The sequence below is a fragment of the Clostridium sp. SHJSY1 genome (assembly GCF_031626875.1).
GTDB lineage: Bacteria > Bacillota > Clostridia > Clostridiales > Clostridiaceae > Clostridium.
Map to the genome: position 1 here is coordinate 18,157 of NZ_JANDMF010000005.1, position 22,630 is coordinate 40,786.

Annotated in this window: 23 protein-coding genes; 1 reads left to right on the forward strand and 22 read right to left on the reverse strand. The window is 30.0% G+C overall.

Annotation, left to right across the window (positions count from 1 at the left end; translation table 11 throughout):
- Positions 1–12: 12 nt before the first annotated feature.
- From infB to NNC19_RS04395, 19 genes are all read right to left on the reverse strand, one after another.
- The gene (infB, locus tag NNC19_RS04305; protein ID WP_310937386.1) at positions 13–2,085 is read right to left on the reverse strand and encodes a translation initiation factor IF-2; all 2,073 of its coding nucleotides are present in this window, start codon (positions 2,083–2,085) and stop codon (positions 13–15) included.
- 15 nt (positions 2,086–2,100) lie between these two features.
- Positions 2,101–2,415, reverse strand: coding sequence for a ribosomal L7Ae/L30e/S12e/Gadd45 family protein (locus NNC19_RS04310; RefSeq protein ID WP_310937387.1), 315 nt, complete (start codon positions 2,413–2,415; stop codon positions 2,101–2,103).
- Entirely contained in the window at positions 2,408–2,674 is a 267-nt protein-coding gene (gene rnpM, locus NNC19_RS04315; protein ID WP_310937388.1) for an RNase P modulator RnpM, read from the reverse strand. The genes NNC19_RS04310 and rnpM overlap by 8 nt, the downstream gene beginning before the upstream one ends.
- Before the next feature lie 11 nt (positions 2,675–2,685).
- A complete protein-coding gene (nusA, locus tag NNC19_RS04320) occupies positions 2,686–3,777 on the reverse strand; it encodes a transcription termination factor NusA (RefSeq protein WP_310937389.1) in 1,092 nt (363 codons plus the stop codon).
- 16 nt (positions 3,778–3,793) lie between these two features.
- Positions 3,794–4,252, reverse strand: a complete 459-nt coding sequence (rimP, locus tag NNC19_RS04325) for a ribosome maturation factor RimP (RefSeq protein ID WP_310937390.1) — start codon at positions 4,250–4,252, stop codon at positions 3,794–3,796.
- Between the two features lie 297 nt (positions 4,253–4,549).
- Positions 4,550–5,599, reverse strand: a complete 1,050-nt coding sequence (gene ispG / locus NNC19_RS04330) for a flavodoxin-dependent (E)-4-hydroxy-3-methylbut-2-enyl-diphosphate synthase (RefSeq protein WP_310937391.1) — start codon at positions 5,597–5,599, stop codon at positions 4,550–4,552.
- Between the two features lie 11 nt (positions 5,600–5,610).
- Positions 5,611–6,750 (reverse strand): M50 family metallopeptidase, encoded by a 1,140-nt coding sequence (locus NNC19_RS04335; RefSeq protein ID WP_310937392.1) that lies wholly within the window; start codon positions 6,748–6,750, stop codon positions 5,611–5,613.
- An 11-nt stretch (positions 6,751–6,761) separates the two neighbouring features.
- Positions 6,762–7,922 (reverse strand): 1-deoxy-D-xylulose-5-phosphate reductoisomerase, encoded by a 1,161-nt coding sequence (locus NNC19_RS04340; protein WP_310937393.1) that lies wholly within the window; start codon positions 7,920–7,922, stop codon positions 6,762–6,764.
- Between the two features lie 22 nt (positions 7,923–7,944).
- Positions 7,945–8,901, reverse strand: a complete 957-nt coding sequence (locus NNC19_RS04345; protein WP_310937394.1) for an AI-2E family transporter — start codon at positions 8,899–8,901, stop codon at positions 7,945–7,947.
- Positions 8,902–9,029: 128 nt separating this feature from the next.
- Positions 9,030–9,827: a phosphatidate cytidylyltransferase gene (locus NNC19_RS04350; RefSeq protein WP_310937519.1), complete on the reverse strand. Its 798-nt coding sequence runs from the start codon at positions 9,825–9,827 to the stop codon at positions 9,030–9,032.
- 15 nt (positions 9,828–9,842) lie between these two features.
- A complete protein-coding gene (locus NNC19_RS04355; protein ID WP_310937395.1) occupies positions 9,843–10,613 on the reverse strand; it encodes an isoprenyl transferase in 771 nt (256 codons plus the stop codon).
- A 64-nt stretch (positions 10,614–10,677) separates the two neighbouring features.
- Entirely contained in the window at positions 10,678–11,235 is a 558-nt protein-coding gene (gene frr / locus NNC19_RS04360; protein WP_310937396.1) for a ribosome recycling factor, read from the reverse strand.
- 13 nt (positions 11,236–11,248) lie between these two features.
- Complete coding sequence (gene pyrH / locus NNC19_RS04365) at positions 11,249–11,959, reverse strand: UMP kinase (protein WP_310937397.1); 711 nt, start codon at positions 11,957–11,959, stop codon at positions 11,249–11,251.
- 71 nt (positions 11,960–12,030) lie between these two features.
- On the reverse strand, positions 12,031–12,942 hold the full coding sequence (gene tsf, locus NNC19_RS04370) for a translation elongation factor Ts (RefSeq protein ID WP_310937398.1): 912 nt from the start codon (positions 12,940–12,942) through the stop codon (positions 12,031–12,033).
- An 89-nt stretch (positions 12,943–13,031) separates the two neighbouring features.
- Positions 13,032–13,733 (reverse strand): 30S ribosomal protein S2, encoded by a 702-nt coding sequence (gene rpsB / locus NNC19_RS04375; protein ID WP_310937399.1) that lies wholly within the window; start codon positions 13,731–13,733, stop codon positions 13,032–13,034.
- A 361-nt stretch (positions 13,734–14,094) separates the two neighbouring features.
- Positions 14,095–14,871 (reverse strand): GTP-sensing pleiotropic transcriptional regulator CodY, encoded by a 777-nt coding sequence (gene codY, locus NNC19_RS04380; RefSeq protein ID WP_310937400.1) that lies wholly within the window; start codon positions 14,869–14,871, stop codon positions 14,095–14,097.
- A 307-nt stretch (positions 14,872–15,178) separates the two neighbouring features.
- Positions 15,179–17,272, reverse strand: coding sequence for a type I DNA topoisomerase (topA, locus tag NNC19_RS04385; RefSeq protein ID WP_310937401.1), 2,094 nt, complete (start codon positions 17,270–17,272; stop codon positions 15,179–15,181).
- Positions 17,273–17,317: 45 nt separating this feature from the next.
- On the reverse strand, positions 17,318–18,370 hold the full coding sequence (gene dprA, locus NNC19_RS04390) for a DNA-processing protein DprA (protein ID WP_310937402.1): 1,053 nt from the start codon (positions 18,368–18,370) through the stop codon (positions 17,318–17,320).
- Positions 18,371–18,386: 16 nt separating this feature from the next.
- Positions 18,387–19,913, reverse strand: coding sequence for a YifB family Mg chelatase-like AAA ATPase (locus tag NNC19_RS04395; RefSeq protein WP_310937403.1), 1,527 nt, complete (start codon positions 19,911–19,913; stop codon positions 18,387–18,389).
- Between the two features lie 115 nt (positions 19,914–20,028).
- Between NNC19_RS04395 and NNC19_RS04400 the strand changes: the two genes are divergently transcribed.
- Complete coding sequence (locus tag NNC19_RS04400; protein WP_310937404.1) at positions 20,029–20,391, forward strand: YraN family protein; 363 nt, start codon at positions 20,029–20,031, stop codon at positions 20,389–20,391.
- Positions 20,392–20,530: 139 nt separating this feature from the next.
- Here NNC19_RS04400 and NNC19_RS04405 read toward each other — a convergent pair whose 3' ends face one another.
- The 3 genes from NNC19_RS04405 to rplS all read right to left on the reverse strand — a co-directional run bounded on the left by NNC19_RS04405 (position 20,531) and on the right by rplS (position 22,616).
- The gene (locus tag NNC19_RS04405; protein ID WP_310937405.1) at positions 20,531–21,343 is read right to left on the reverse strand and encodes a ribonuclease HII; all 813 of its coding nucleotides are present in this window, start codon (positions 21,341–21,343) and stop codon (positions 20,531–20,533) included.
- A gap of 16 nt (positions 21,344–21,359) precedes the next feature.
- A complete protein-coding gene (gene ylqF, locus NNC19_RS04410; RefSeq protein ID WP_310937406.1) occupies positions 21,360–22,202 on the reverse strand; it encodes a ribosome biogenesis GTPase YlqF in 843 nt (280 codons plus the stop codon).
- A gap of 66 nt (positions 22,203–22,268) precedes the next feature.
- Complete coding sequence (gene rplS / locus NNC19_RS04415) at positions 22,269–22,616, reverse strand: 50S ribosomal protein L19 (protein WP_310937407.1); 348 nt, start codon at positions 22,614–22,616, stop codon at positions 22,269–22,271.
- Positions 22,617–22,630 lie beyond the last annotated feature (14 nt).

The window sequence follows — 22,630 nt, forward strand, 5'->3', positions numbered from 1 at the left end:
TACATCACCTCTCTAAAGCTCTTTTCTCTTAATTGCTTCAATTTCGAAAGATTCAATTATGTCTCCTTCTTTTAAGTCATTGAACTTCTCAATGCTTAATCCACATTCATATCCTGCAGCAGCTTCCTTAACATCGTCCTTAAATCTTTTTAATGATGCTAATTTTCCTTCTAGAATTACTATTCCATCTCTTATAACTCTAGCTTCTGAGTTCCTTTTTACTTTACCATCAAGAATATAGCATCCAGCAATTGTTCCAACATTTGATATCTTGTAAGTTTCTCTTACTTCTGCCTTACCTAATATAACTTCTTTATATTCTGGCTCAAGCATTCCTATCATAGCAGATTTAACATCATCAATTGCATCATAGATTATTCTATATGTTTTTATATCTACTCCATCTCTGTCAGCTGCTATTGTAGCATTGCTATCAGGTCTAACATTAAATCCTATAACAATAGCATTTGATGCTGTTGCAAGAGTCGTATCAGTTTCTGTTATAGCTCCTACTCCACTATGAATAACTCTAACTTTAACATCATCAGTAGATAACTTTTCAAGTGATTGTCTTATTGCTTCTGAAGACCCTTGAACATCTGCCTTAACAATAATTGCAAGTTCCTTAACTGTACCTTCTTTAATTTGATTATATAAATCTTCTAATGAAACTCTATGGAAATTATCACTTTTAATTTTATCTTTTCTACTTTCTGCAGCTGCTCTTGCAGTTTTTTCATCACTAACTTCATTAAACCTATCTCCAGCCGCTGGAACTTCTGATAACCCAAGAACTTCTACAGGAATTGAAGGCCCTGCTGATTTAATCTTCTTACCCTCATCATCAAACATAGCTCTTATTCTACCATATGTTGTACCTACTAAAATTGAATCACCAACTCTTAAAGTACCACTTTGAACAAGTAATGATGCTACTGAACCTCTTCCCTTATCAAGTTTTGCTTCAATAACTGTTCCTTTTGCTTTCCTATCAGGGTTAGCTTTTAATTCCAACATTTCTGCTGTTAAAAGAACCATCTCTAATAATTGATCTATGTTTTCACCAGCCTTAGCTGAAACTGGTACACAAATTGTATCTCCACCCCAGTCTTCTGAAACCAATCCATATTCAGTTAATTCTTGTTTAACCTTATCAATGTTAGCGTTTGGTCTATCAATCTTATTTATTGCTACAACCATAGGAACTCCAGCTGCTTTACAATGACTTATAGCTTCCTTTGTTTGAGGCATTATTCCATCATCAGCTGCAACAACTAATATAACAACATCTGTAATTTGTGCTCCTCTAGCTCTCATAGCTGTAAACGCTTCATGTCCTGGTGTATCTAAAAATGTAATCTTTTCTCCCTTTACATTAACTGTATAAGCACCAATATGTTGTGTTATACCACCAGCTTCAGTATCAGTAACCTTTGCTTTTCTTATTGCATCAAGCAATGACGTCTTACCATGATCAACATGACCCATAACAGTTATTATTGGTGGTCTCTTTACAAGGTTTTCTTCTTTATCAGTTCCTAAATTTAGAGACTCAAGTTCTGATGTTTCTTCCTTCTTTTCACACATTATTTCATACTTTTCACAAACTTTTTCAGCTGTTTCATAATCAATTTCTTGGTTCATAGCAGCCATAACTCCTATAAACATCAATGTCTTAATAACATCTGCATAAGGTTTTTTAAGCATATCAGCAAGTTCTTTTACTGTTATAGTTTCACCTATCTCTAAAATAGTATTCTCTGCAAACTCTTGTTCAGCTCTAGCCTTTTCCTCTGCAATTTGTTTTTTAGTTTTCTTCTTCTTTTTATTACCTTTATTTAGTTCTTCTGCTAAAGCATCTTCATATTCATCTACCAAACTCTTCTTTTCTCCGTTTTCTTCCACTGACATTTCTTTTCCACTTTTGCCAGTTAATAATTCTTTTATTAATGCTGCATCTTCGTCTTCTATTACACTCATATGATTTTTAACTTCTACACTAAATTCCTGCATTAATAACTCAATCAATTCCTTTGAACTTATATTCAACTCTTTTGCTAATTCATACACTCTAATTTTTGACATAAAGTCACCCCCGTATTAATTCATATATTTTTCCTCCTCATAAAGAGCTAATAGCTTTTTTGCCATATTCTCATCAGTTAAAGCTATAATCTTAATTTCTGGTCTTCCTATAGCCTCTCCTAACTCCTCTTTTGAGAAATTTTCAATATATGGTATATTATTTATTTGACAATGATTTTTAAACTTTCTTTTCGAAGAATCTGATGCGTCATTAGAGATTATAAACAGATATAATTTTCTTCTATTTCTCTCTTCATTACACTTACTATATCCTTCTAAGATATTCCTTGATCTTTTAGCTAATCCTAGAAAATTAAAAAACTTATTCATTTTGTATTTCTTCCTTTAGCCTATTATATATTATTTCATCTATAGAAACATCTAAGTTTCTACTAAGTCTCTTAGTTTTAACAGCTTTCTCAAGACATTCAGCACTTTTACAAACATATGCTCCTCTACCTGACTTCTTACCTGTTAAATCTACACTTACTTCACCTTCTGGACTCTTAACAACTCTTATAAGTTCTTTTTTAGGTTTCATTTCCATGCAGCCTGTGCACATTCTTAAAGGAATTTTTTTTACTTTCATAAAAATCCTCCCTATTCTTCTACATCTGAAATAGTATCTTGCTTTGATTCTTCTAATACTTCTAATTGACTCTTGCTTTTAATATCTATTTTCCAACTTGTTAACTTTGCTGCAAGTCTTACATTTTGTCCTTCCTTACCAATAGCTAATGATAATTGATTATCATCTACAACTACTTTTGCAGTTTTATCATCTTCATTTACAGCTACACTTAAAACTTTTGCCGGACTTAATGAATTTGCAATAAACTCTTCAGGTGATTTGCTCCATTTAATTATATCAATTTTTTCATTTTTTAATTCAGAAACTATTTTTTGAACTCTTACACCTTTAGGTCCAACACATGCTCCCATTGGATCAACAGCTTCATCATTAGAGTATACAGCTAGCTTACTTCTTGAGCCTGCTTCTCTAGAAATACTCTTAATTTCAACAACTCCATTGTATATCTCTGGAACTTCAAGTTCAAACAATCTCTTTACAAGTCCTGGATGTGTTCTTGACACATGTATTAATGCACCTTTTGATCCATTCTTAACTTCAACAATATATAACTTTAATTTTTCATTAAAGTTATACTGTTCATTTGGCATTTGTTCATTTGGTCCAATAACCCCTTCAAGTTTGCCAAGATTAACAAATACATTCCCTTTATCTTTTCTAAGGATTGTTCCAGTAATTATATCATATTCCATCTCTTTATATTCATTATATACGATATTTCTTTCTGCTTCTTTCATCCTTTGTGTTACAACTTGCTTTGCAAGTTGTGCAGCTACTCTTCCAAAATTTCTTGGGGTTACCTCTAATTCAACTATATCATCAACTTCATATCTTGGGCTAATTTCTTTAGCATCTTCAAGAGAAATTTCTGTTACATCATCATATACCTCATCACAAACAACTTTTTGTGAATAAACATTAATTTCTCCAGATTCTCTATCGATACTAACTCTAACATTTTGAGCAGATGTATTTGGATTTGCATAATTTTTCTTATAAGCTGCAACCATAGCATCTTCTATTGTTGTGAATATTAAGTCTTCACTAATCCCCTTTTCTTTAACAATTTCTTTTAGAGCACCTATAAACTCTTCGTTCATTTTTATATCCTCCTTGTTATATTTCCCCATCTAAGTTTGCATTTTTTATTTTATTTTTAGGTATTGTTAATTCCTCTTCACCTTTTACAACTATAGATTCTTCATTAATATCTTCTAAAACACCCTTAATGCTTTTCTTACCATCTATTGAACCTGTAAATTTAATTAACACTTCTTTTCCAATATATCTTTTAAAATGATTATCAGTATATAATCCCCTATTTAATCCAGGTGATGAAACTTCTAAATAATATGCATCTGGTACAGGATCCTCCACATCTAGCATATCACTAACCCTTCTTGACAAAGCCTCACAATCTGTAAGAGAAATGCCTTCTGGTTTATCTATATATATCCTTAAGTAAAAATCTCCATTTTCTTTCACATATTCAATATAATACAACTCATAATTCAATTCATCAGCAATAGGTTTTACTAAAGCTTGAATTTTTTCTATCAAGGCATCGTTTTTCATTTACATAACCTCCTTTTCAATATTCAATTTTATTCTAGATTATTATTCCCAAATTCAATAACTAATATATTTAAACTAATCAAAAACGCAACTATTAAGTAGTTGCGTTTCAAATAGAAAAAGTGGGTCTTAACTTCCCACTCGAAAATTCTAGATATTTGAGATAATCTTCTATGTATAAGGATATCACATATACAATAATAATACAAGTATTAGTAAAAAATAATGTTTTTTAAGCAAGAAAAGAGAGAGTTACAAAAAACGAATTTTATGACACCACTCCCTTTAATCAACATTTTATAACAAATCAATTTCTTTCATTAATTCAGAAATTAATTCATCTTCTTTAACTTTTTTTATTATTTGACCTTTTTTAAATATTAAACCTTCTCCTTTTCCACCAGCTATACCAATGTCAGCTTCCCTAGCTTCTCCTGGACCATTTACAACACAACCCATTACTGCAACTTTAATATCTTTATTAATATTTTCGAGTTTTTTTTCAACAGCATTTGCAATACCAATAAGATCAATTTGAGTTCTTCCACAAGTAGGACAGGATACAAATTCTAGTCCACCCTTTCTAAGCCCTAATGCTCTAAGAATTTCCTTTGCAACTTTTATTTCTTCAACAGGATCACTAGTTAATGACACCCTTATAGTGTCCCCTATTCCTTCTGCAAGCAAAGTACCTATCCCAACACTTGATTTTATTGTCCCTTTCTCTTTAGTACCTGATTCAGTTACCCCTAAATGAAGTGGATAATCACATTTTTCACTCATTAACCTGTAAGCTTCTATCATCATTTTTACATCTGAAGATTTAATAGAGATTACTATATCATAAAAATCTAATTCTTCTAATATTTTTACATGTCTTAATGCACTTTCAACCAATCCTTTAGCTGTAGGTTTACCATCTCTTTCTAAAATATCTTTTTCTAAAGAGCCTGAATTAACACCTACTCTAATAGGAATTTTCTTTTCTTTTGCTTTTTCTGCAACTAATTTTACTCTCTCTTTATCTCCAATATTTCCTGGATTTATTCTTAATGCTGAAACACCATTTTCTATAGACTTTAAAGCTAATCTATAATCAAAATGAATATCCGCAACTACTGGTATAGGTGATTCTTTTGTAATTTGTTTTAAAGCTTCAGCTGCTTCCATATCTAAAACTGCACATCTTATAATTTGACACCCTGCATTGTATAAAGCTCTTATTTGCTTTAATGTTTCTTCTACATTTCTTGTATCTGTATTTGTCATAGATTGAATTATTATTTCAGATTTTCCTCCTAAATCAACATCTCCAACCTTCACCATTTTAGTATTTTTTCTCTCCATCCTATTCACCTCTACCCATTAATTGGAAATAATATATCTTTTATTGTTACTATTAACATTAATCCTACCAAGAAAATTACACCTATTGTATTTAATGCATTTACAATCTTATCTGGAACTTTTCTTCTAGTTATTAATTCAATCAATAATAATATACAATTTCCCCCATCAAGCACTGGAAGTGGTAACAAATTAAATATACCAACTCCAATTGACATGATTGCTACTACATTTATAACATTCCATATTCCTGCTTTAGCTGCATCTGACACTATCTGAGTCATACTAACTATTCCGCCAACATCTGTCTTAAAACTTCCTTTTCCTGTTACAAGTCTTGATATAGACCTATAATTTTGTGTTATTAAACTAGTAGTTTCATTAGTAGAATGTTTAATTATTTGCATTAAACTTGGATTCTCTACATGATCAAACCCTATCCCTAATAAAAAGCTTCCATCTTCTTTACTAAACTTAGGCTTTAGGGTAGTTTCCATCATTTGCCCATTTCTCTCATATTGTATGGTCATTGGATTACCTTCTGAATTGCTATATTTCTCTAAAATACTTTTTCTAATATTTTCTTTTTCATCTTCACCTTTATCTTTAGCTTGATCATCAATTTCTGATTTAATATCACGTATAATTGGAGATTCTACATATGACATCTCTAATGTAATATCTTGAGTTGTATAAACTTTATGTCCATTAACACTTGTAATTTTATCTCCTGGCTGAATTCCTGCTTCCATTGCAGGACTACTATCTACTATTTTATTTAAACTTGTTTCTGAATATCCAAATGTAGTATATATACTACCAAATAAAGCTATAGCTAAAACTATATTCATAAAAGATCCTGCTATAGTTATACTTAATCTTTGCAAAGGACTTTTAGATATATACTTTCTTTCTATATCTTCTGTTTCCTCTTCATCTTCTATCATTCCATACATCTCTACATACCCACCTACAGGTAATAGTGATATTGTATATTCTGTTTCCTTCCCTTTATGAGTTAAAATCTTAGGTCCAAATCCTATAGAAAAGGTTAGTACTTTTACCCCATTAACTTTAGCCATAATAAAATGACCAAGTTCATGAATTAAAATTATTGCTCCTATTCCTAGAATTGCAAATACATAATTCAAACTTCTTCCTCCTATCTATTCTTTTCTAACACATATTTTCTTACTTCACAATCAATTTCTATTATATTATCAATTGTAAGTTCTTTCTCCATTTTATCTTCAAATGCCTTCATCGTATCCTCAATTATATCAGCAATATCTAAGAATTTTATTTTTCTATCTAAAAACAGAGCGACTGCTACTTCATTAGCTCCATTTAAGACAGTTGGCATCAAGCCTCCTCTTTTTCCTGCATCAAAAGCTAATTTTAAACATTTAAATGTCTCCATATCTGGTTTTTCAAAAGTTAGATTTGAAATTTCATAAAAATCTATTCCATCTGCTATTTTTTCTTTTCTTTTTGGATAATTAATAGCATATTGTATTGGAAGTCTCATATCTGGTGCTCCGATTTGAGCAATAATACTTGCATCCTTATATTCCACCATAGAATGAATAATACTTTGAGGATGAACTAAAACTTGAATTTTATCATATTCACAATCAAATAACCAATGAGCTTCTATCACTTCAAGCCCTTTATTCATAAGAGTTGCTGAATCTATCGTTATTTTACTTCCCATATTCCAATTAGGATGATTTAACGCTTCTTCAAGAGTTGTATTTTCAAGATATTCTCTTGTCTTCCCTCTAAACGGACCACCTGAAGCTGTTAATATAATCTTTTTCAAATCCTCTAATTTATTTCCTTGCAAAGCTTGAAAAATCGCTCCATGCTCTGAATCAACTGGAAGTATTTTAACTCCTTCTTCTTTAGCCTTTTTCATAACAACTTCACCTGCTACTACTAACGTTTCTTTATTAGCTAAAGCTATATCTTTCTTAGCCTCTATAGCTGCTATCGTAGGTTTTAAACCTATCATACCAACAACTGATGTCACTACTATGTCAACTTCATCTAAAGTGGAAACTTTTATAAGACCTTCCATCCCACCATAGACTTCCACATTAAATTTATTTTTCAAACAAAATTCTTTAATTTCTTTTGCACTTTTTTCATTCATCATTCCTATACAATTAGGTTTAAACTCTCTTATTATTTCTTTAATTTTTTCTGTTGATGAATTAGCTGTAACACCTACAAGTTTAAAATCATCTTTTGAGTTTCTTAAAACATCAAGGGTTTGAGTTCCTATAGAACCAGTTGCACCTAAAATTGAAATTCCCTTCATAACCTTTCCTCCTAATAGTAACTTAATCTTTACTATAAATTATTTCTTTAGCTAATATCCCATACATTGGACCAACTACTATCCCTAATATCCCAAACAATTTGACTCCTATATAAACCGAAAGCAATACCAATAATGGATGCAGTTCTAACTTATCACTTAAAAATTTAGCCTCTAAAATTTCTCTTGAAACTTGAACTAATAAGTATAATAATATTAATCCAAAGGCTATTAAATAATCTTTTACTATAATATTGTATATTATTATAGGAATAAATACAATTATAGTTCCAACATAGGGCAATACATCTAATATTCCACATATGATTCCTAAAAATATAGGTCTTTGAACTTTAAGAATAATAAATCCAGATATTATTAGTACTGTTGAAATAAACACCAATACAACTTCAATCATAAATACTTGCTTCAAATTATTTTTTTGATTATTAAATTTCTTTATAATGTTACCTGGTAATATTTTATATAATAAATTTACTATTTTTCTATTATCAATCAAAATAAAAAAAGCACATATATTACCAATAAAATAGGATAACACAATTTCTCCAGTATTCATGGCGCTTGTCTTAATAAAATCTTTATCTAATAAAGATATTACCTTTCTTCCTATTTCATTATCACCTTTTAATATTTGACTAAAATAACTTATAGCATCTTCAATTTTATTAAGATTTTCATTATACACCTTCATTAATGAATTATAAATTGAACTTCCTAGATAAAAAATCACAAGAATAACCACTATATTAATAATAAGTATACTAATAGCTGCTGAAATTTTATTTGGAATTCCTATCCTATTAAAAAAATCATATATAGGCCTCGAAAGTACAAAGAGTACTATCATAGAAATAAAAGGTCTAAAATAATATTTAATAGTTAATGTTATTAACACTATTACTAAAAATAAAATTATTAAATTGATAAGTGTTCCATAGTCTTTTCTAAGTTCCATAACTTCCTCCACTTTACTATTACTTTAAAATATATGCATCAAATAATAATTTTAAATTATATTTATGTAAATAAAAAAACACTATATAAAAGAAAATACAATTCTCTTTTATATAGTGTATTTACATATTATTTAATTCCTAAAATAAAGGTTAAGTAATAAAAAACAACAGCTCCTGAGAACAAAATAGAATCAAATCTATCTAAGATTCCACCATGCCCTGGAATTAGATTACTATAATCCTTTATACCAACATATCTTTTTATTGAAGAGGCTACTAAATCACCAAATGTACCAAAACCTCCACAAAGTGCACCAATAATAAAGAAATTATATACAGGCACTTGAGTTATGTATAAGTTTGTGAAAATCCCAAACGCTCCACAAGATATTGTAGCTCCAATTATTCCTCCAATTAATCCTTCAACTGTTTTTTTAGGACTAACCTTAGGACATAATTTAGTTTTTCCAAAACGTCTTCCTGAATAATAAGCTGCAGTATCAGCCATCCAAGATCCAATAAATATTATCCACACATAAAACACTCCGCCATCTTTTATGTTAACCAAATAAATAAAACTAGTAAATATACCAACATATAAAAAACCCAATAAAGTAATAGCCACATCAATAAATGTATACTTTACATTTAGCACAGGTACAATTAATAGCAAGAATGTACCTAGTATTATATAATGCATTAAGCTCTCAAAATTGTGATTAGATAAATAATATAACGCTAAAAGTCCATATCCAGCTGGTACAATAGGCTTAAATTCTTGTACTTTTAATGCTTTATAGAATTCAAACAACCCTAAAGCAGATAATATAAAAGTAAATATTTCTAAAGAGCGTCCTCCAATAAAAATAAAAAGAATAAAAGGGGCAATCATCACAGCACCTAAATATCTATTATCAGATTTCAAATTATTCACCTCAATCTATTTAATTCCACCAAACCGTCTGTCTCTATTTTGGAAATCATAAATTGCTCTTCTTAAGTCATTTTCAGTAAAATCAGGCCAATTTATGGTTGAATACCAAAACTCAGAATAAGCACATTGCCATAATAAGAAATTACTTAACCTTTGTTCTCCTGAAGGTCTTATTATAATATCTGGATCCGGCATATCGGAAGTATATAGATATTTTTCTATAGTTTTCCCATCTATATCATCAACTGTTATTTCACCTTTTATAACAGCCTCCGCAACTTCTTTAGTAGCTTTTATTATTTCATCTCTTCCACCATAATTCAAAGCAAAATTCATGACTATTCCAGTGTTATTTTTTGTTTTTTCTTTAGATTTTTCAATTTCATCTATACATTCTTTAGGAAGCCTAGATATATCACCAAGTACATTAATTACAACTCCATTTGAATGCAATTCATCAATTTCTTGCCTTAAATATTGAACCAGCAACTTCATTAAAGCATTAACTTCATCCTTAGGTCTCTTCCAATTTTCAGTTGAGAAAGCATAAAAAGTCATATACTTTATTCCTAATCTATCTCCCTCTTTTATCACTCTTCTAATGGTTTCAACTCCAGCTTTATGTCCCATTGCCCTTGGAAGTTTTTTTGCTTTAGCCCATCTTCCGTTTCCATCCATTATAATTGCTACATGTTTAGGAATCCTATCCATATCTAATTCTATATTATTATTATCAAGCGAATCTATTTTTTTATCACTTTTAAAAAAATTTAACAAGATAAGCACCTCCAAAAGTAAATTTAAGAAAAACCTGCTAAAGAACAGGCTTTTCTTAATAGCTCTATATTGACATTATTTCTTTTTCTTTTGAAGTAATTATAGTTTCAACTTCTTTTATATATGAATCAGTGACTTTTTGAACATTATCTTCACCTTTTTTTACTTCATCTTCAGAAATTTCACTATCTTTCTTTAAAGATTTAATCTTTTCATTAGCATCTCTTCTTACTGATCTTATAGCAACTTTAGCATCTTCTCCAGTTTTCTTAACATTTTTCACAAGATTCTTTCTTGTTTCTTCTGTTAATTCTGGTATGACCAATCTAATTACAGATCCATCATTTGAGGGATTAAGACCTAAATCTGATTTTAATATAGCTTTTTCAATATCTTTAAGCAAAGTCTTTTCCCATGGAGTAATCATAAGCACTCTTGGTTCTGGTGCTGATACATTGGCAACTTGTGTTAATGGACATGGACTACCATAATAATCCACCTGAATTCTATCAAGCATAGTTGGATTAGCCCTTCCAGCTTTCATTGTAGATAAATCTGATTTTAAAACAGAAATAGTTTTTTTCATTTTTTCTTCAGAATTTTTAATTATATCTTTTATCATAAAAACCCTCCTACTATTTAGTTACTAAAGTTCCAAGCTTTTCGCCTAAAATAGCTTTCTTAATATTTTTTGGATCATCAAGTCCAAACACTAATATTGGAATATTATTGTCCATGCATAATGAAGTAGCTGTTGAATCCATGACTTGTAGTCCTTGATCTAAAACATCTATATAAGATAGTTTATCATACTTTTTCGCACCATCATACTTATGCGGATCTTTATCATAAACTCCATCTACTTTTTTTGCCAAAAGTATAACGTCAGCTTCTATTTCAGCAGCTCTTAATGCGGCTGTAGTATCAGTTGAGAAATAAGGATTTCCTGTTCCAGCTGCAAATATTACAACTCTTCCTTTTTCAAGATGTCTCATAGCTCTTCTTCTTATAAAAGGTTCAGCAATTTCCTTCATTTCGATAGCAGTTTGTACTCTTGTCATTACTCCAACTTGCTCTAATGAGTCTTGTAATGTTAAAGCATTAATACACGTAGCTAACATACCCATATAATCTGCAGTAGTTCTATCCATTCCTTCGCCACTTCTGCCTCTCCAAATGTTACCGCCACCAACAACAGCTCCAACTTCAACACCCATATCAACTATTTCTTTTATTTCTAATGCTATCTTCTTTGCAACATTAAAATCTAATCCAAATCCATTTTCACCTGCTAGTGCCTCTCCAGATAATTTTAACATTACTCTCTTGTACTTACATTCAGCCATTTTTGTACCTCCATTACGTTATGAATTATATTCTTAAAAAAAGAGAACACTTAGTAGTGTTCTCTTTGGTTTTATTTACCCATTTGCTTAGCAACTTCAGCAGCAAAGTCTTCTTCAACCTTTTCGATTCCTTCGCCTCTTTCAAATCTTACAAAGCTATTAACTGTTATTGGAGAACCAACTTCTTTAGCCTTTTCTTCAACAAACTTAGAAATTGTCTTATCGCCATCTTTAACCCATAATTGTTCCAAAAGACAAACTTCCTTATAGTACTTTTGAATTCTACCCATAACCATTTTATCAACGATTTTTTCAGGCTTTCCTTCATTTAACGCTTGAACTCTATAGATTTCTTTTTCTTTGTCAAGAGCTTCTTGATCAACATCATCTTTAATTAAGAATAATGGATTTGTAGCAGCTACTTGCATACATAATTCTTTTGAAACTTCTGCTAAAACTGGTGATTCAGTTTCACATCCTAATTCAACTATAACACCAATTCTTCCACCACCGTGAGTATATGTTTGAACAGCTCCTTTTTCTACTTGGAACTTCTTAAATCTTCTAACTGTCATATTTTCGCCAAGTGTAGCTATTAATTCAGTAAGAGCTTCTTTAACTGTCTTTTCACCTTCATACTTTTCTTCTAAAAATGCTTCAACAGTTGTAGTACTTGTTGATGCAGCCATCTTAGCTAAATTTTCAGCAAAGCTTACAAATTGATCATTAGCAGCAACGAAGTCTGTTTCACAGTTAACTTCAACAATACCTGCTGTCTTATTATCTTCTGTAATATATGTCTTAACAAGACCTTCAGCAGCAACTCTTCCTGCTTTCTTAGCTGCAGCTGCTAATCCTTTTTCTCTTAAGAATTCTACTGCCTTTTCTATATCTCCATTAGTTTCTGTTAAAGCCTTTTTGCAGTCCATCATTCCTGCGCCAGTTCTTTCTCTTAGTTCCTTAACTGTTTTTGCAGTTATCATATTTAATTCCTCCTCGATTTTAAAAGTAACCCTTATCATTAGGGTAAAAGGTAAATGAAGTATACCTCACCTACCTTTTATTTAGAATACTATTCAGCTAATTGTTCCCCTTGTCTTCCTTCAATGATTCCATCAGCCATTTTAGCAGTTATTAATTTAACAGCTCTTATAGCATCATCATTACCTGGAATTACATAATCAACTTCTTCTGGGTCACAGTTTGTATCAACTATAGCAACTACAGGAATACCTAAAATCTTAGCTTCTGAAATAGCGTTCTTTTCTTTTCTTGGATCTACTACGAACATTGCTCCAACATTAGTAGCATCTAAGTTTCTAATTCCTCCAAGATTCTTTTGAAGTTTTTCTAATTCACCTCTAAGTTTTATAACTTCTTTCTTAGGTAGAACCTCAAAAGTTCCATCCTCTTCCATCTTTTCGATTTCTTCCATTCTTCTAATTCTAGTCTTTATTGTTTCAAAGTTAGTTAACATTCCACCTAACCATCTGTTGTTAACGAAATGCATACTTGATCTTATCGCTTCTTCTTCGATAGCTTCTTGAGCTTGTTTCTTAGTACCTACAAATAAGATATCCTTTCCTTCTATTGAAACTTCTTTAATAAAGTTGTATGCTTCTTCAGCTTTCTTTACAGTCTTTTGAAGATCTATTATATAGATTCCATTTCTTTCTGTAAAGATATAAGGAGCCATCTTAGGGTTCCATCTTCTTGTTTGGTGTCCAAAGTGTACACCTGCTTCTAATAATTGTTTCATTGATATTACTGACATTTTGTTACCTCCTGGTTTTCCCTCCACTATCTTCATTCTCATTTAATCACCTAAAAATTTAAGCACCAATTAAATGCATTGGATAGTGTGTGTATTATTTTTACCTTAGTTAGTATACCATAAGGCTTTTTCTGTATCAACAATATTTTATACATTTTTCTAACTTTATATTTATAAATACATTAATTGGTATGTTTTTTTGTTTACTACATAATATTTTAATCTACATTTTACAGTATAAATCCAAACTGAATATTATTTTTTTGGAATTTTAGTAAAATTATGGCTATATTGCAACTATAAAAAAACTTGCAATAAGAAAATACTATTGCAAGTAAATTATATGTATACTTTTAAGTTTTTATTTAATCTTTTTTAATTCTTCTAATAATTTCTCATTAAGAATTTTAATATGTGTTCCCTTCATTCCAAGAGACCTTGATTCAATTACTCCAGCACTTTCAAACTTCCTTAAAGCATTTACTATAACACTTCTTGTTATTCCTACTTTATCAGCAATCTTTGAAGCTACAAGCAATCCTTCTGATCCTTCAAGCTCATCAAAAATATGTTCTACAGCTTCTAATTCTGAATAAGATAGTGTACCTATTGCTAATTGTACAACTGCTTTTTTTCTAGCCTCTTCCTCAATTTCATCTTGCTTAGCTCTAATCATTTCCATTCCCACTATAGTTGCACTATACTCAACAATAACTTGATCTTCTTCTGTAAATGGATTTTTAAATCTTGCTAAAATCAAAGTCCCTAATCTCTCTCTATTTCCCATTATTGGAACAATAGTGGAAAGCTTGTCTTCCATAATACATCGTTCTTCACCTTCTAGAACACACAAACCTCCATTTGGAACGTTTGATAGGGTTTCTGAGTTTTCTAGAAGCTTCTCGTTGTAATCTACGGGAAATCTTCTTTCATCAACTACTTTTTTCTTCATAATTTCACATTCGAAATTTTTAGAAAAAGTATATCCCAATATTTTCCCCCTTCTACTAGCAATATATACATTACAATCTAAAACTTCACTTAAAACCTTGCATATATCTTCAAAAACAACCGGTTCCGTTCCTGATTTTTGTAAAATCTTATTTAACATTCTCGTTTTACTAAGTAATGATGGCATTAATAATCCTCCTTGTAATCTAACCACATAGATCATCCGTATGTTAGCAATAATTCAAATTGATTAAATATTCAAATTATTCATTAACTCTTCTAAGTTTACCACACCATATATTTTATTACAACTATATTTTCACTACTTATATTTTACTGATTTTTTCTTAATTATACTAAAAATCAGTAATCTAATTTGATCACTTAACTCTAAATATAAAGAACTTATTAATATATGTTGCAATTCAAATTCTTTTGAATTGCAACATATATTCTAAAATAACTTCAAAGCTTCCACAAATTTCAATTTCTTTTTATTTTTCCTCTTTTTCTTCTTTTGGTAGTTCTTTCTTATAATCACATTCCGAGTTAGAACATTGTATATAATTGCCACTTTTCTTAGAATATTTTTTCACCATATACGAATTACATTCAGGACATTTTTCTGCTACAGGCTCATTCCAACTAACAAACTTACATTCCGGATATCCTGAGCAACCAAAAAACTTCTTACCTTTTTTGCTCTTTTTAACAACTATTTTTTTCCCACATTCAGGACATGGAACATCCAACTCTTCTACTAAAGGTTTAGCATTTTTACATTCTGGATATCCAGGACATGCCAAGAAATTACCATACCTACCTCTTTTAATAACCATCATTCTTCCACATTTATCACAAGGAACATCGCTTACTTTATCTTCAATTACAACTTTTGATACTTCCTTTTCTGCTTTATCTATAGCAATCTTTAATGGAGCAAAGAAATCAGCAACTACTTTTCTCCATTCAACACTACCTTCTTCAACATTATCTAAATTTTTCTCCATATCAGCAGTAAAATCAACATCTACAATTTGAGTAAAATAGTCACACATTATATTATTAACTATAAAACCTAATTCTGTTGGAACTAAATTTTTCTTTTCTCTATTAACATAGTCTCTGCCAAGTAATGTTGAAATAGTTGGCACATAAGTACTTGGTCTTCCAATTCCATTTTCCTCCATAAGCTTAACAAAAGACGCTTCTGTATATCTAGCTGGTGGTTGTGTAAAGTGTTGTGCACCTTCAATTGATTCTGGTTCTAGAATTTCCCCTTCTTGAAGTTTTGGTAACACTACTGCATCCTCTTCTTCTTTTATTGTATAATCATATAATTTCATGAAGCCATCAAAATCAACTGTTGAACCACTTGCTTTGAATTTATAATCCCCATTCATTATATCTATTGAATTTGTATTTAAAACACATGTAGCCATTTGACTTGCCATAAACCTCTGCCATATTAAAGAATATAATTTATATTGTTCAGGCGTTAAATTTCCTTTTGCTACTTCTGGTGTTATATCAACATATGTAGGCCTTATAGCTTCATGAGCATCTTGTATATTCTTCTTTCCTTTATAAGCCCTTGGTTTTTCAGGCAAATATTCTTTTCCATAAGTATTTTCAATAAATTCTAAAGCTTTTCCTTGAGCTTCATCTGATATCCTAACAGAATCTGTTCTCATATAAGTTATCAAACCTACAGTTCCATATCCTTTTACTTCTACACCTTCATAAAGCCCTTGTGCTATTGACATTGTTCTCTTTGTCATAAAATTAAGTTTTCTATTAGCATCTTGCTGAAGCGTACTTGTTGTAAAAGGAGGTAGTGGATTTTTGTTTTTCTTGCCTTTTTTTATTGTTTTAACTTGAAACTCACCTTTTTTTAACTCTTTAATTATTTGGTTTGCTAACTTTTCATTATCTATTTCAATTTTTTCATTTTTCTTTGATGAAAGTTTTATAGGAAATTTCTTTTTTTCCTTTTTCATAATACAATCTACTGACCAATATTCCTTAGGAACAAATTCTTTTATCTCATTTTCCCTATCACAAATCAATTTTAGTGCTACAGATTGAACTCTTCCAGCACTTAATCCCCATTTTACATTTCTCCATAGTATAGGACTAATTTCATATCCCACTAATCTATCTAATATTCTTCTTGCTTGTTGTGCATCTACTAAATCAAAATCTATCTTTCTTGCTTCTTTTAAAGATGATTTTACTGCTGTTTTTGTAATTTCATTAAATACAATTCTACATTCAGAATCCTCTGAAATTTTTAATATATTTGCTAAATGCCACGAAATAGCTTCACCTTCACGGTCAGGGTCAGTTGCAAGATATACTTTATCCGCTTTTTTAGCAGATTTTCTAAGCTTGTCAATAAGCTCTCCCTTTCCTCTAATCGTAATATATTTAGGATTAAAGTTATCTTCTATATCAACACCTAACTTACTTTTAGGTAAATCTCTAACATGCCCCATCGATGCCTCAACCGTAAAATTTTTACCTAAATATTTCGCTATTGTTTTTGCCTTTGCAGGTGATTCTACTATAACTAAATTTTGACCCATATAAAAACTCCATTTTTTATTATGGAGCCTTCACCCCCTTATAACTCATATAATCTTAGCATAATAATTGCCAGGTAGGCTAATTATTTCATTTTTAATTTGCATATCAAATAATACATTAAATAATACTTCTCTGTCAATAACTGACCTATTCACTATATCATCAATATGTACCGGTTCTGCTGATATTATTGATAATATTTTTTCTTTTAACGGAGATATTATTCTATTACTTTTTTTACTATTAAGATCTAATAACATATGTAAATCTTCTATAGAACAAAATACTTGTGCTCCATCTCGTATAAGTTTATTACAACCAGTACTTCCTTTATAAAATACAGAACCAGGTACAGCCATTACATTTCTTCCTTGTTCTATAGCATAACTAGCTGTAATAAGCGAACCACTTCTCTCTGATGCTTCTACTACTATTACTAATTCACTTAATCCACTTATTATTCTATTTCTTCTTGGAAAATTGTAACTTAATGGCTTAGTTCCTGGAATAAATTCTGATACAATTAGTCCAGTCTTCTCTATTTCTTTAAAAAGAAATTTATTCTGTGATGGATAAATAACATCAATCCCTGAACCCAATACAGCTATAGTTTTTCCATTATCTTTTAAAATAGTATTATGCGCTACTGAATCAACACCTTTAGCTCCACCACTTATGATTGTGATATTATAGCTATTTAATTCTTTTGTCAATAGCTTTGTTACTTCAATACCATATGAAGTACAATTTCTAGATCCCACTATTGCCACAATTTTACTATTCAACAATTGAATATTTCCTTTATAGAATAACCCATATGGTGCAGCTTTTACAGTCTTTAATCGCTCTGGATATCCCTTGTCTTCTATTGTTATAAATCCTACTTCATTTTCTATAATCCAATTATAAATTTTTTCTGCTTTTTTTAACTCATCTTCTTTATTATAGATATTCATTTTGTTAAAATTAATATTATTCTCATATAATATATTCCAAAAATTATTATAAATTTCTTTAGCTTCTTTATATTTTTCTATTAATCCTAATTTAATATCTTCATTTACATTTAACATTAATAACCATATCTTATATTTCATAAACTGTCTACCCCTTTCACACGATTTCACCATTATAATCTTTCCTAAATCCTATTGCTTCAATTACGTTAGCTTCTGTTATATCAACCCCTCCATCAATATCAGCAATAGTTCTTGCTATTTTTACAACTTTTCCATAAGCTCTTAAAGATGGTTTGCTGGTTTTAAAATATTTTTCCAGTATTTCCTTAGCTTCTTTTGTTAACCTACAAAGTTCATATATATCCCTGCCTTTTATTTGAGAATTATAGCAATACCCACTCCCCTTAAGTCTTTCTATTTGTCTTCCACGAGCTTCTATAACTCTACTTTTCATACCTTCAGAATCATATTTTTCACTATTATTTTTCATTTCTTCATATTTAATCATTGGCACATAAGAAAAAATATCTATTCTATCTCTCAATGCTTTAGACAGTCGATTAACATATCTATTTTTCTCAAACTCTGTGCAAGTACATTTATTTTCTATAGAATAATCTAAGTTTCCATTTCCACAAGGACATAAATTGAAAGCTCCAACAAACATAAACTCAGAAGGCAAGACAACATTTTTGTTAAGTCTATTAATATGTACCGCTCCTTCTTCAATAGGCTCTCTCAACCCCTCCAAAACCTCTCTTTTAAATTCTAATAACTCATCAAGAAATAAAACTCCTTTATGTGCAAGCGTTACTTCTCCAGCTTTCAAAGCTCTTCCTCCTCCTATTATTGAACATGTTGTAGCTGTATGATGTGGTGTTCTAAATGGTCTTGAAACCCTGCTCTGTTTTTCAAACAACCCTGTTATACTATATATTTTCGCTACTTCTAGTTCCTCCTCTTTTGTTAAATCTGGAAGTATAGATGGAAGAGCTTTAGCTAACATCGTCTTTCCAACACCAGTACTACCATAAAGTATTATATTGTGATTTCCTGCTGCTGCTATTTCCATACCTCTTTTTGAATTTTCTTGCCCTATTATATTAGAAAAGTCAAAGTAATTTTCACTCATTGAAAATTTTGAGTCATCAACCTCAAAAGGTAGTACATCTTCATAGTTTATAAACGATACAACTTCTTTTAAATTATTAAAAGGATAGTATAAAGCCTCATTACTATATACACATTCATTAACATTTTCATAAGGAAATATAAATTTTTTAAACTTTTTTTCAATTCCTTCTAATATTATTGGAAGAGTTCCTTTAACTCTTTTTACTTCTCCCATTAAAGAAAGTTCACCAACAAAAATAAAATCTTCAAAATTTATTTCTCTCATCTGCCTTGTTTCCATAAGTATTCCAAGGGCTATGGGAAGATCTAATAAAGATCCTATCTTCCTAACATCTGCTGGAGCTAAATTAATAGTTATTCTGCCTAGCGGAAATTCAAATCCACTATTTATTATTGCAGATCTAACTCTTTCTCTTGCTTCTTTTACAGACGTATCTGGTAATCCTACTATTGTAAAACTTGGAATACCTCTTGTAATATCAACTTCAACATCAATAACTATCCCTCTTAATTCTGAGCATGTTGCACTATAAATTTTTATTGCCATATTTTATCACCCCTCTAGAGTATTACCATGGACAAAATAGTTAAAACCTATCTTTAGATTATTTTTATTATTTTATGGATATTATTCCAATATATTATTATAGGAGGCATATATAATGATTAAAAATAATAAAAATATAGGAAATCATGGAGAAGATCTTGCTTTAAATTTTCTTAAAAAGAAGAATCATAAAATATTAGAAAGAAATTTTAGAGTTTCTAGAGGAGAAATTGATATCATTTCCCAAATTGATGATATTCTTGTTTTCACTGAAGTTAAAACAAGGTACAATAAAAATTTTGGATTTGCTATAGAATCAATTAATTCACCAAAGATAAGAACAATAAAATTGATAGCTTCTAAATATATACATATAAAGAAGCTTTATGATTTCAATGTGAGATTTGATGTTATAGAAATATATCTAAATTATTTTGATGAAAACTTTAAATTAAATTATATCGAAAATGCATTTTAATTTCTATCATCTTAACCAGCATATTCTTCAGAATATCACCATATGAGAATATATATTCTGAAGAATATTACCATACAAGAATATCTAAAAAAAGTATTTTAAAATAACTCTGCAAGTATTTTAAAACACCTTTTAAACTTTATAATATCTTTGTTAAAAAACTTTTTCTATGTATTTCACAAGGTCCAAATTCTTTTAATCCTTCAATATGTTTTATTGTTCCATAGCCTGCGTTATCTTCAAAATTATAACCAGGATATTTTTTTGCATATTCCTTCATCAAATTATCTCTATAAACCTTTGCTACTATTGATGCTGCAGCAATACAAGCACTTTTCGTATCTCCTTTTATTACAGATTTATTTATCAACTTAATATTCTTCACAAGATATCCATCTGATAAAACTAAATCAGGTGTCACTTCCAAATTGTTACATGAATCTAAAAAAACTTTATTATTTGAGTAAGCTATTCCTTTATCATCTATCTCTATATTAGACGATAAAGCTATCTTATAAGCTACAGCCTTTTCCTTTATAATTATCGCAAGTGTCTCTCTTTTAGCCTCTGAAAGCTTCTTAGAGTCATTTAACCCTAAAACAAGCTCATCATCTATCACATTCTCATCTAAAATTACCGCACAAGCAACTATCGGTCCTGCTAAAGGACCTCTTCCAACTTCATCTACTCCAGCTATATATCTGTATTCTCCAAAAGATTTATCAAACTCATACATATTACGAACTCGTAAAATCTCTTTTTCTAATTTTCCCTTATCTTTTTCAAGTTTACTTCCCAAAGATGAAACATTTTTTCTACTATCATTTTTTAAAGTCTGAATCAATATAATAAAGTCATCTTTTTTTATTGCTTCAAGTATATTAATCCCTTCCAAATGTGCTTTTATTTCTTTATAACTTAATGAAGTTATTTCTTTATTAAAAAGTTCCATAAAAAACTCCTTTTCCTTAAGGTCTCTCTAGTGTAATATTTCCTATTTTACCACCTCTAAATTCATCTAATAGAATAACAGCAATTCTATTGTAATCTATTTCCTTCCCCTTCATTATACATCCTCTTTTTATAGCTATTGCATCTAATGTTTCTAAAGGATTTTCAAAGATTTCATCTATTTTATATCTCTCAACTAATTGCTCCGGATAGTATGTTTGAAGTCTTTCTACTAATTTATAAGCAAGTTCCTCTATATCCATAACTTCATCTTTTATAGCCCCAGTAAAAGCTAAATTTAAAGCAGTTTCTTCATCTTCAAACCTTGGCCATAACACTCCTGGTGTATCTAATAATTCTATGCCAATTGAAGTTTTTATCCATTGCTTATTTTTTGTTACTCCTGGTCTATCACCTGTTTTAGCCGTAGTATTTTTAGCCATCTTATTAATAAACGTAGATTTACCACAATTGGGAATACCAACAACCATAACTCTTGTCATAATATTAACTAGCCCTTTAGCTTTAAGCCTATCATGTTTTTCTTTCAAAAGTTCTAAAAGTGCAGGTTTTATAGCATTTACTCCTATTCCTTTTAAGCAATTAACTTCTAAAACTCTTATTTTATCGCTAGATAATTCTTTAATCCATTCATTTGTAACTTTCTTTTCTGTTAAATCACATTTATTTAACAATATTATTCTAGGTTTTTCACCTACTAATTTATCTATATCTGGATTTGCTGAACTTCTAGGAATTCTTGCATCCCTTATTTCGATAACAGCATCTACTAGTTTTAAATTTTCCTTAATCTCTCTTTGAGTCTTTTTCATATGACCCGGAAACCAATTTATAGCCATGTATTTTCCTCCTAAATTTATATATGAAAAAAGAGGACCATACAGTCCCCCTTCCCTAAACAAAAATTATCTTAATAATTCTTTAACCTTAGCAGCCTTACCTACTCTGTCTCTTAAGTAGTATAATTTAGCTCTTCTTACTTTACCTCTTCTAGTAACTTCAATCTTTTCGATGATTGGAGTATTAATTGGGAAAGTTCTTTCAACACCTGTACCATAAGCAACTCTTCTTACAGTAAAAGTTTCTCTTAAACCACCATTTTGCTTCTTAATTACAGTTCCTTCGAAAGCTTGAACTCTTTCTCTGTTACCTTCTTTAATTTTTACATAAACTTTAATAGTATCACCTATGTTGAAGCTTGGTAAATCAGTTCTAATTTGTTCTTGTTCAATTTGTCTTAATATTTCGTTCATTGTGCATTCCTCCT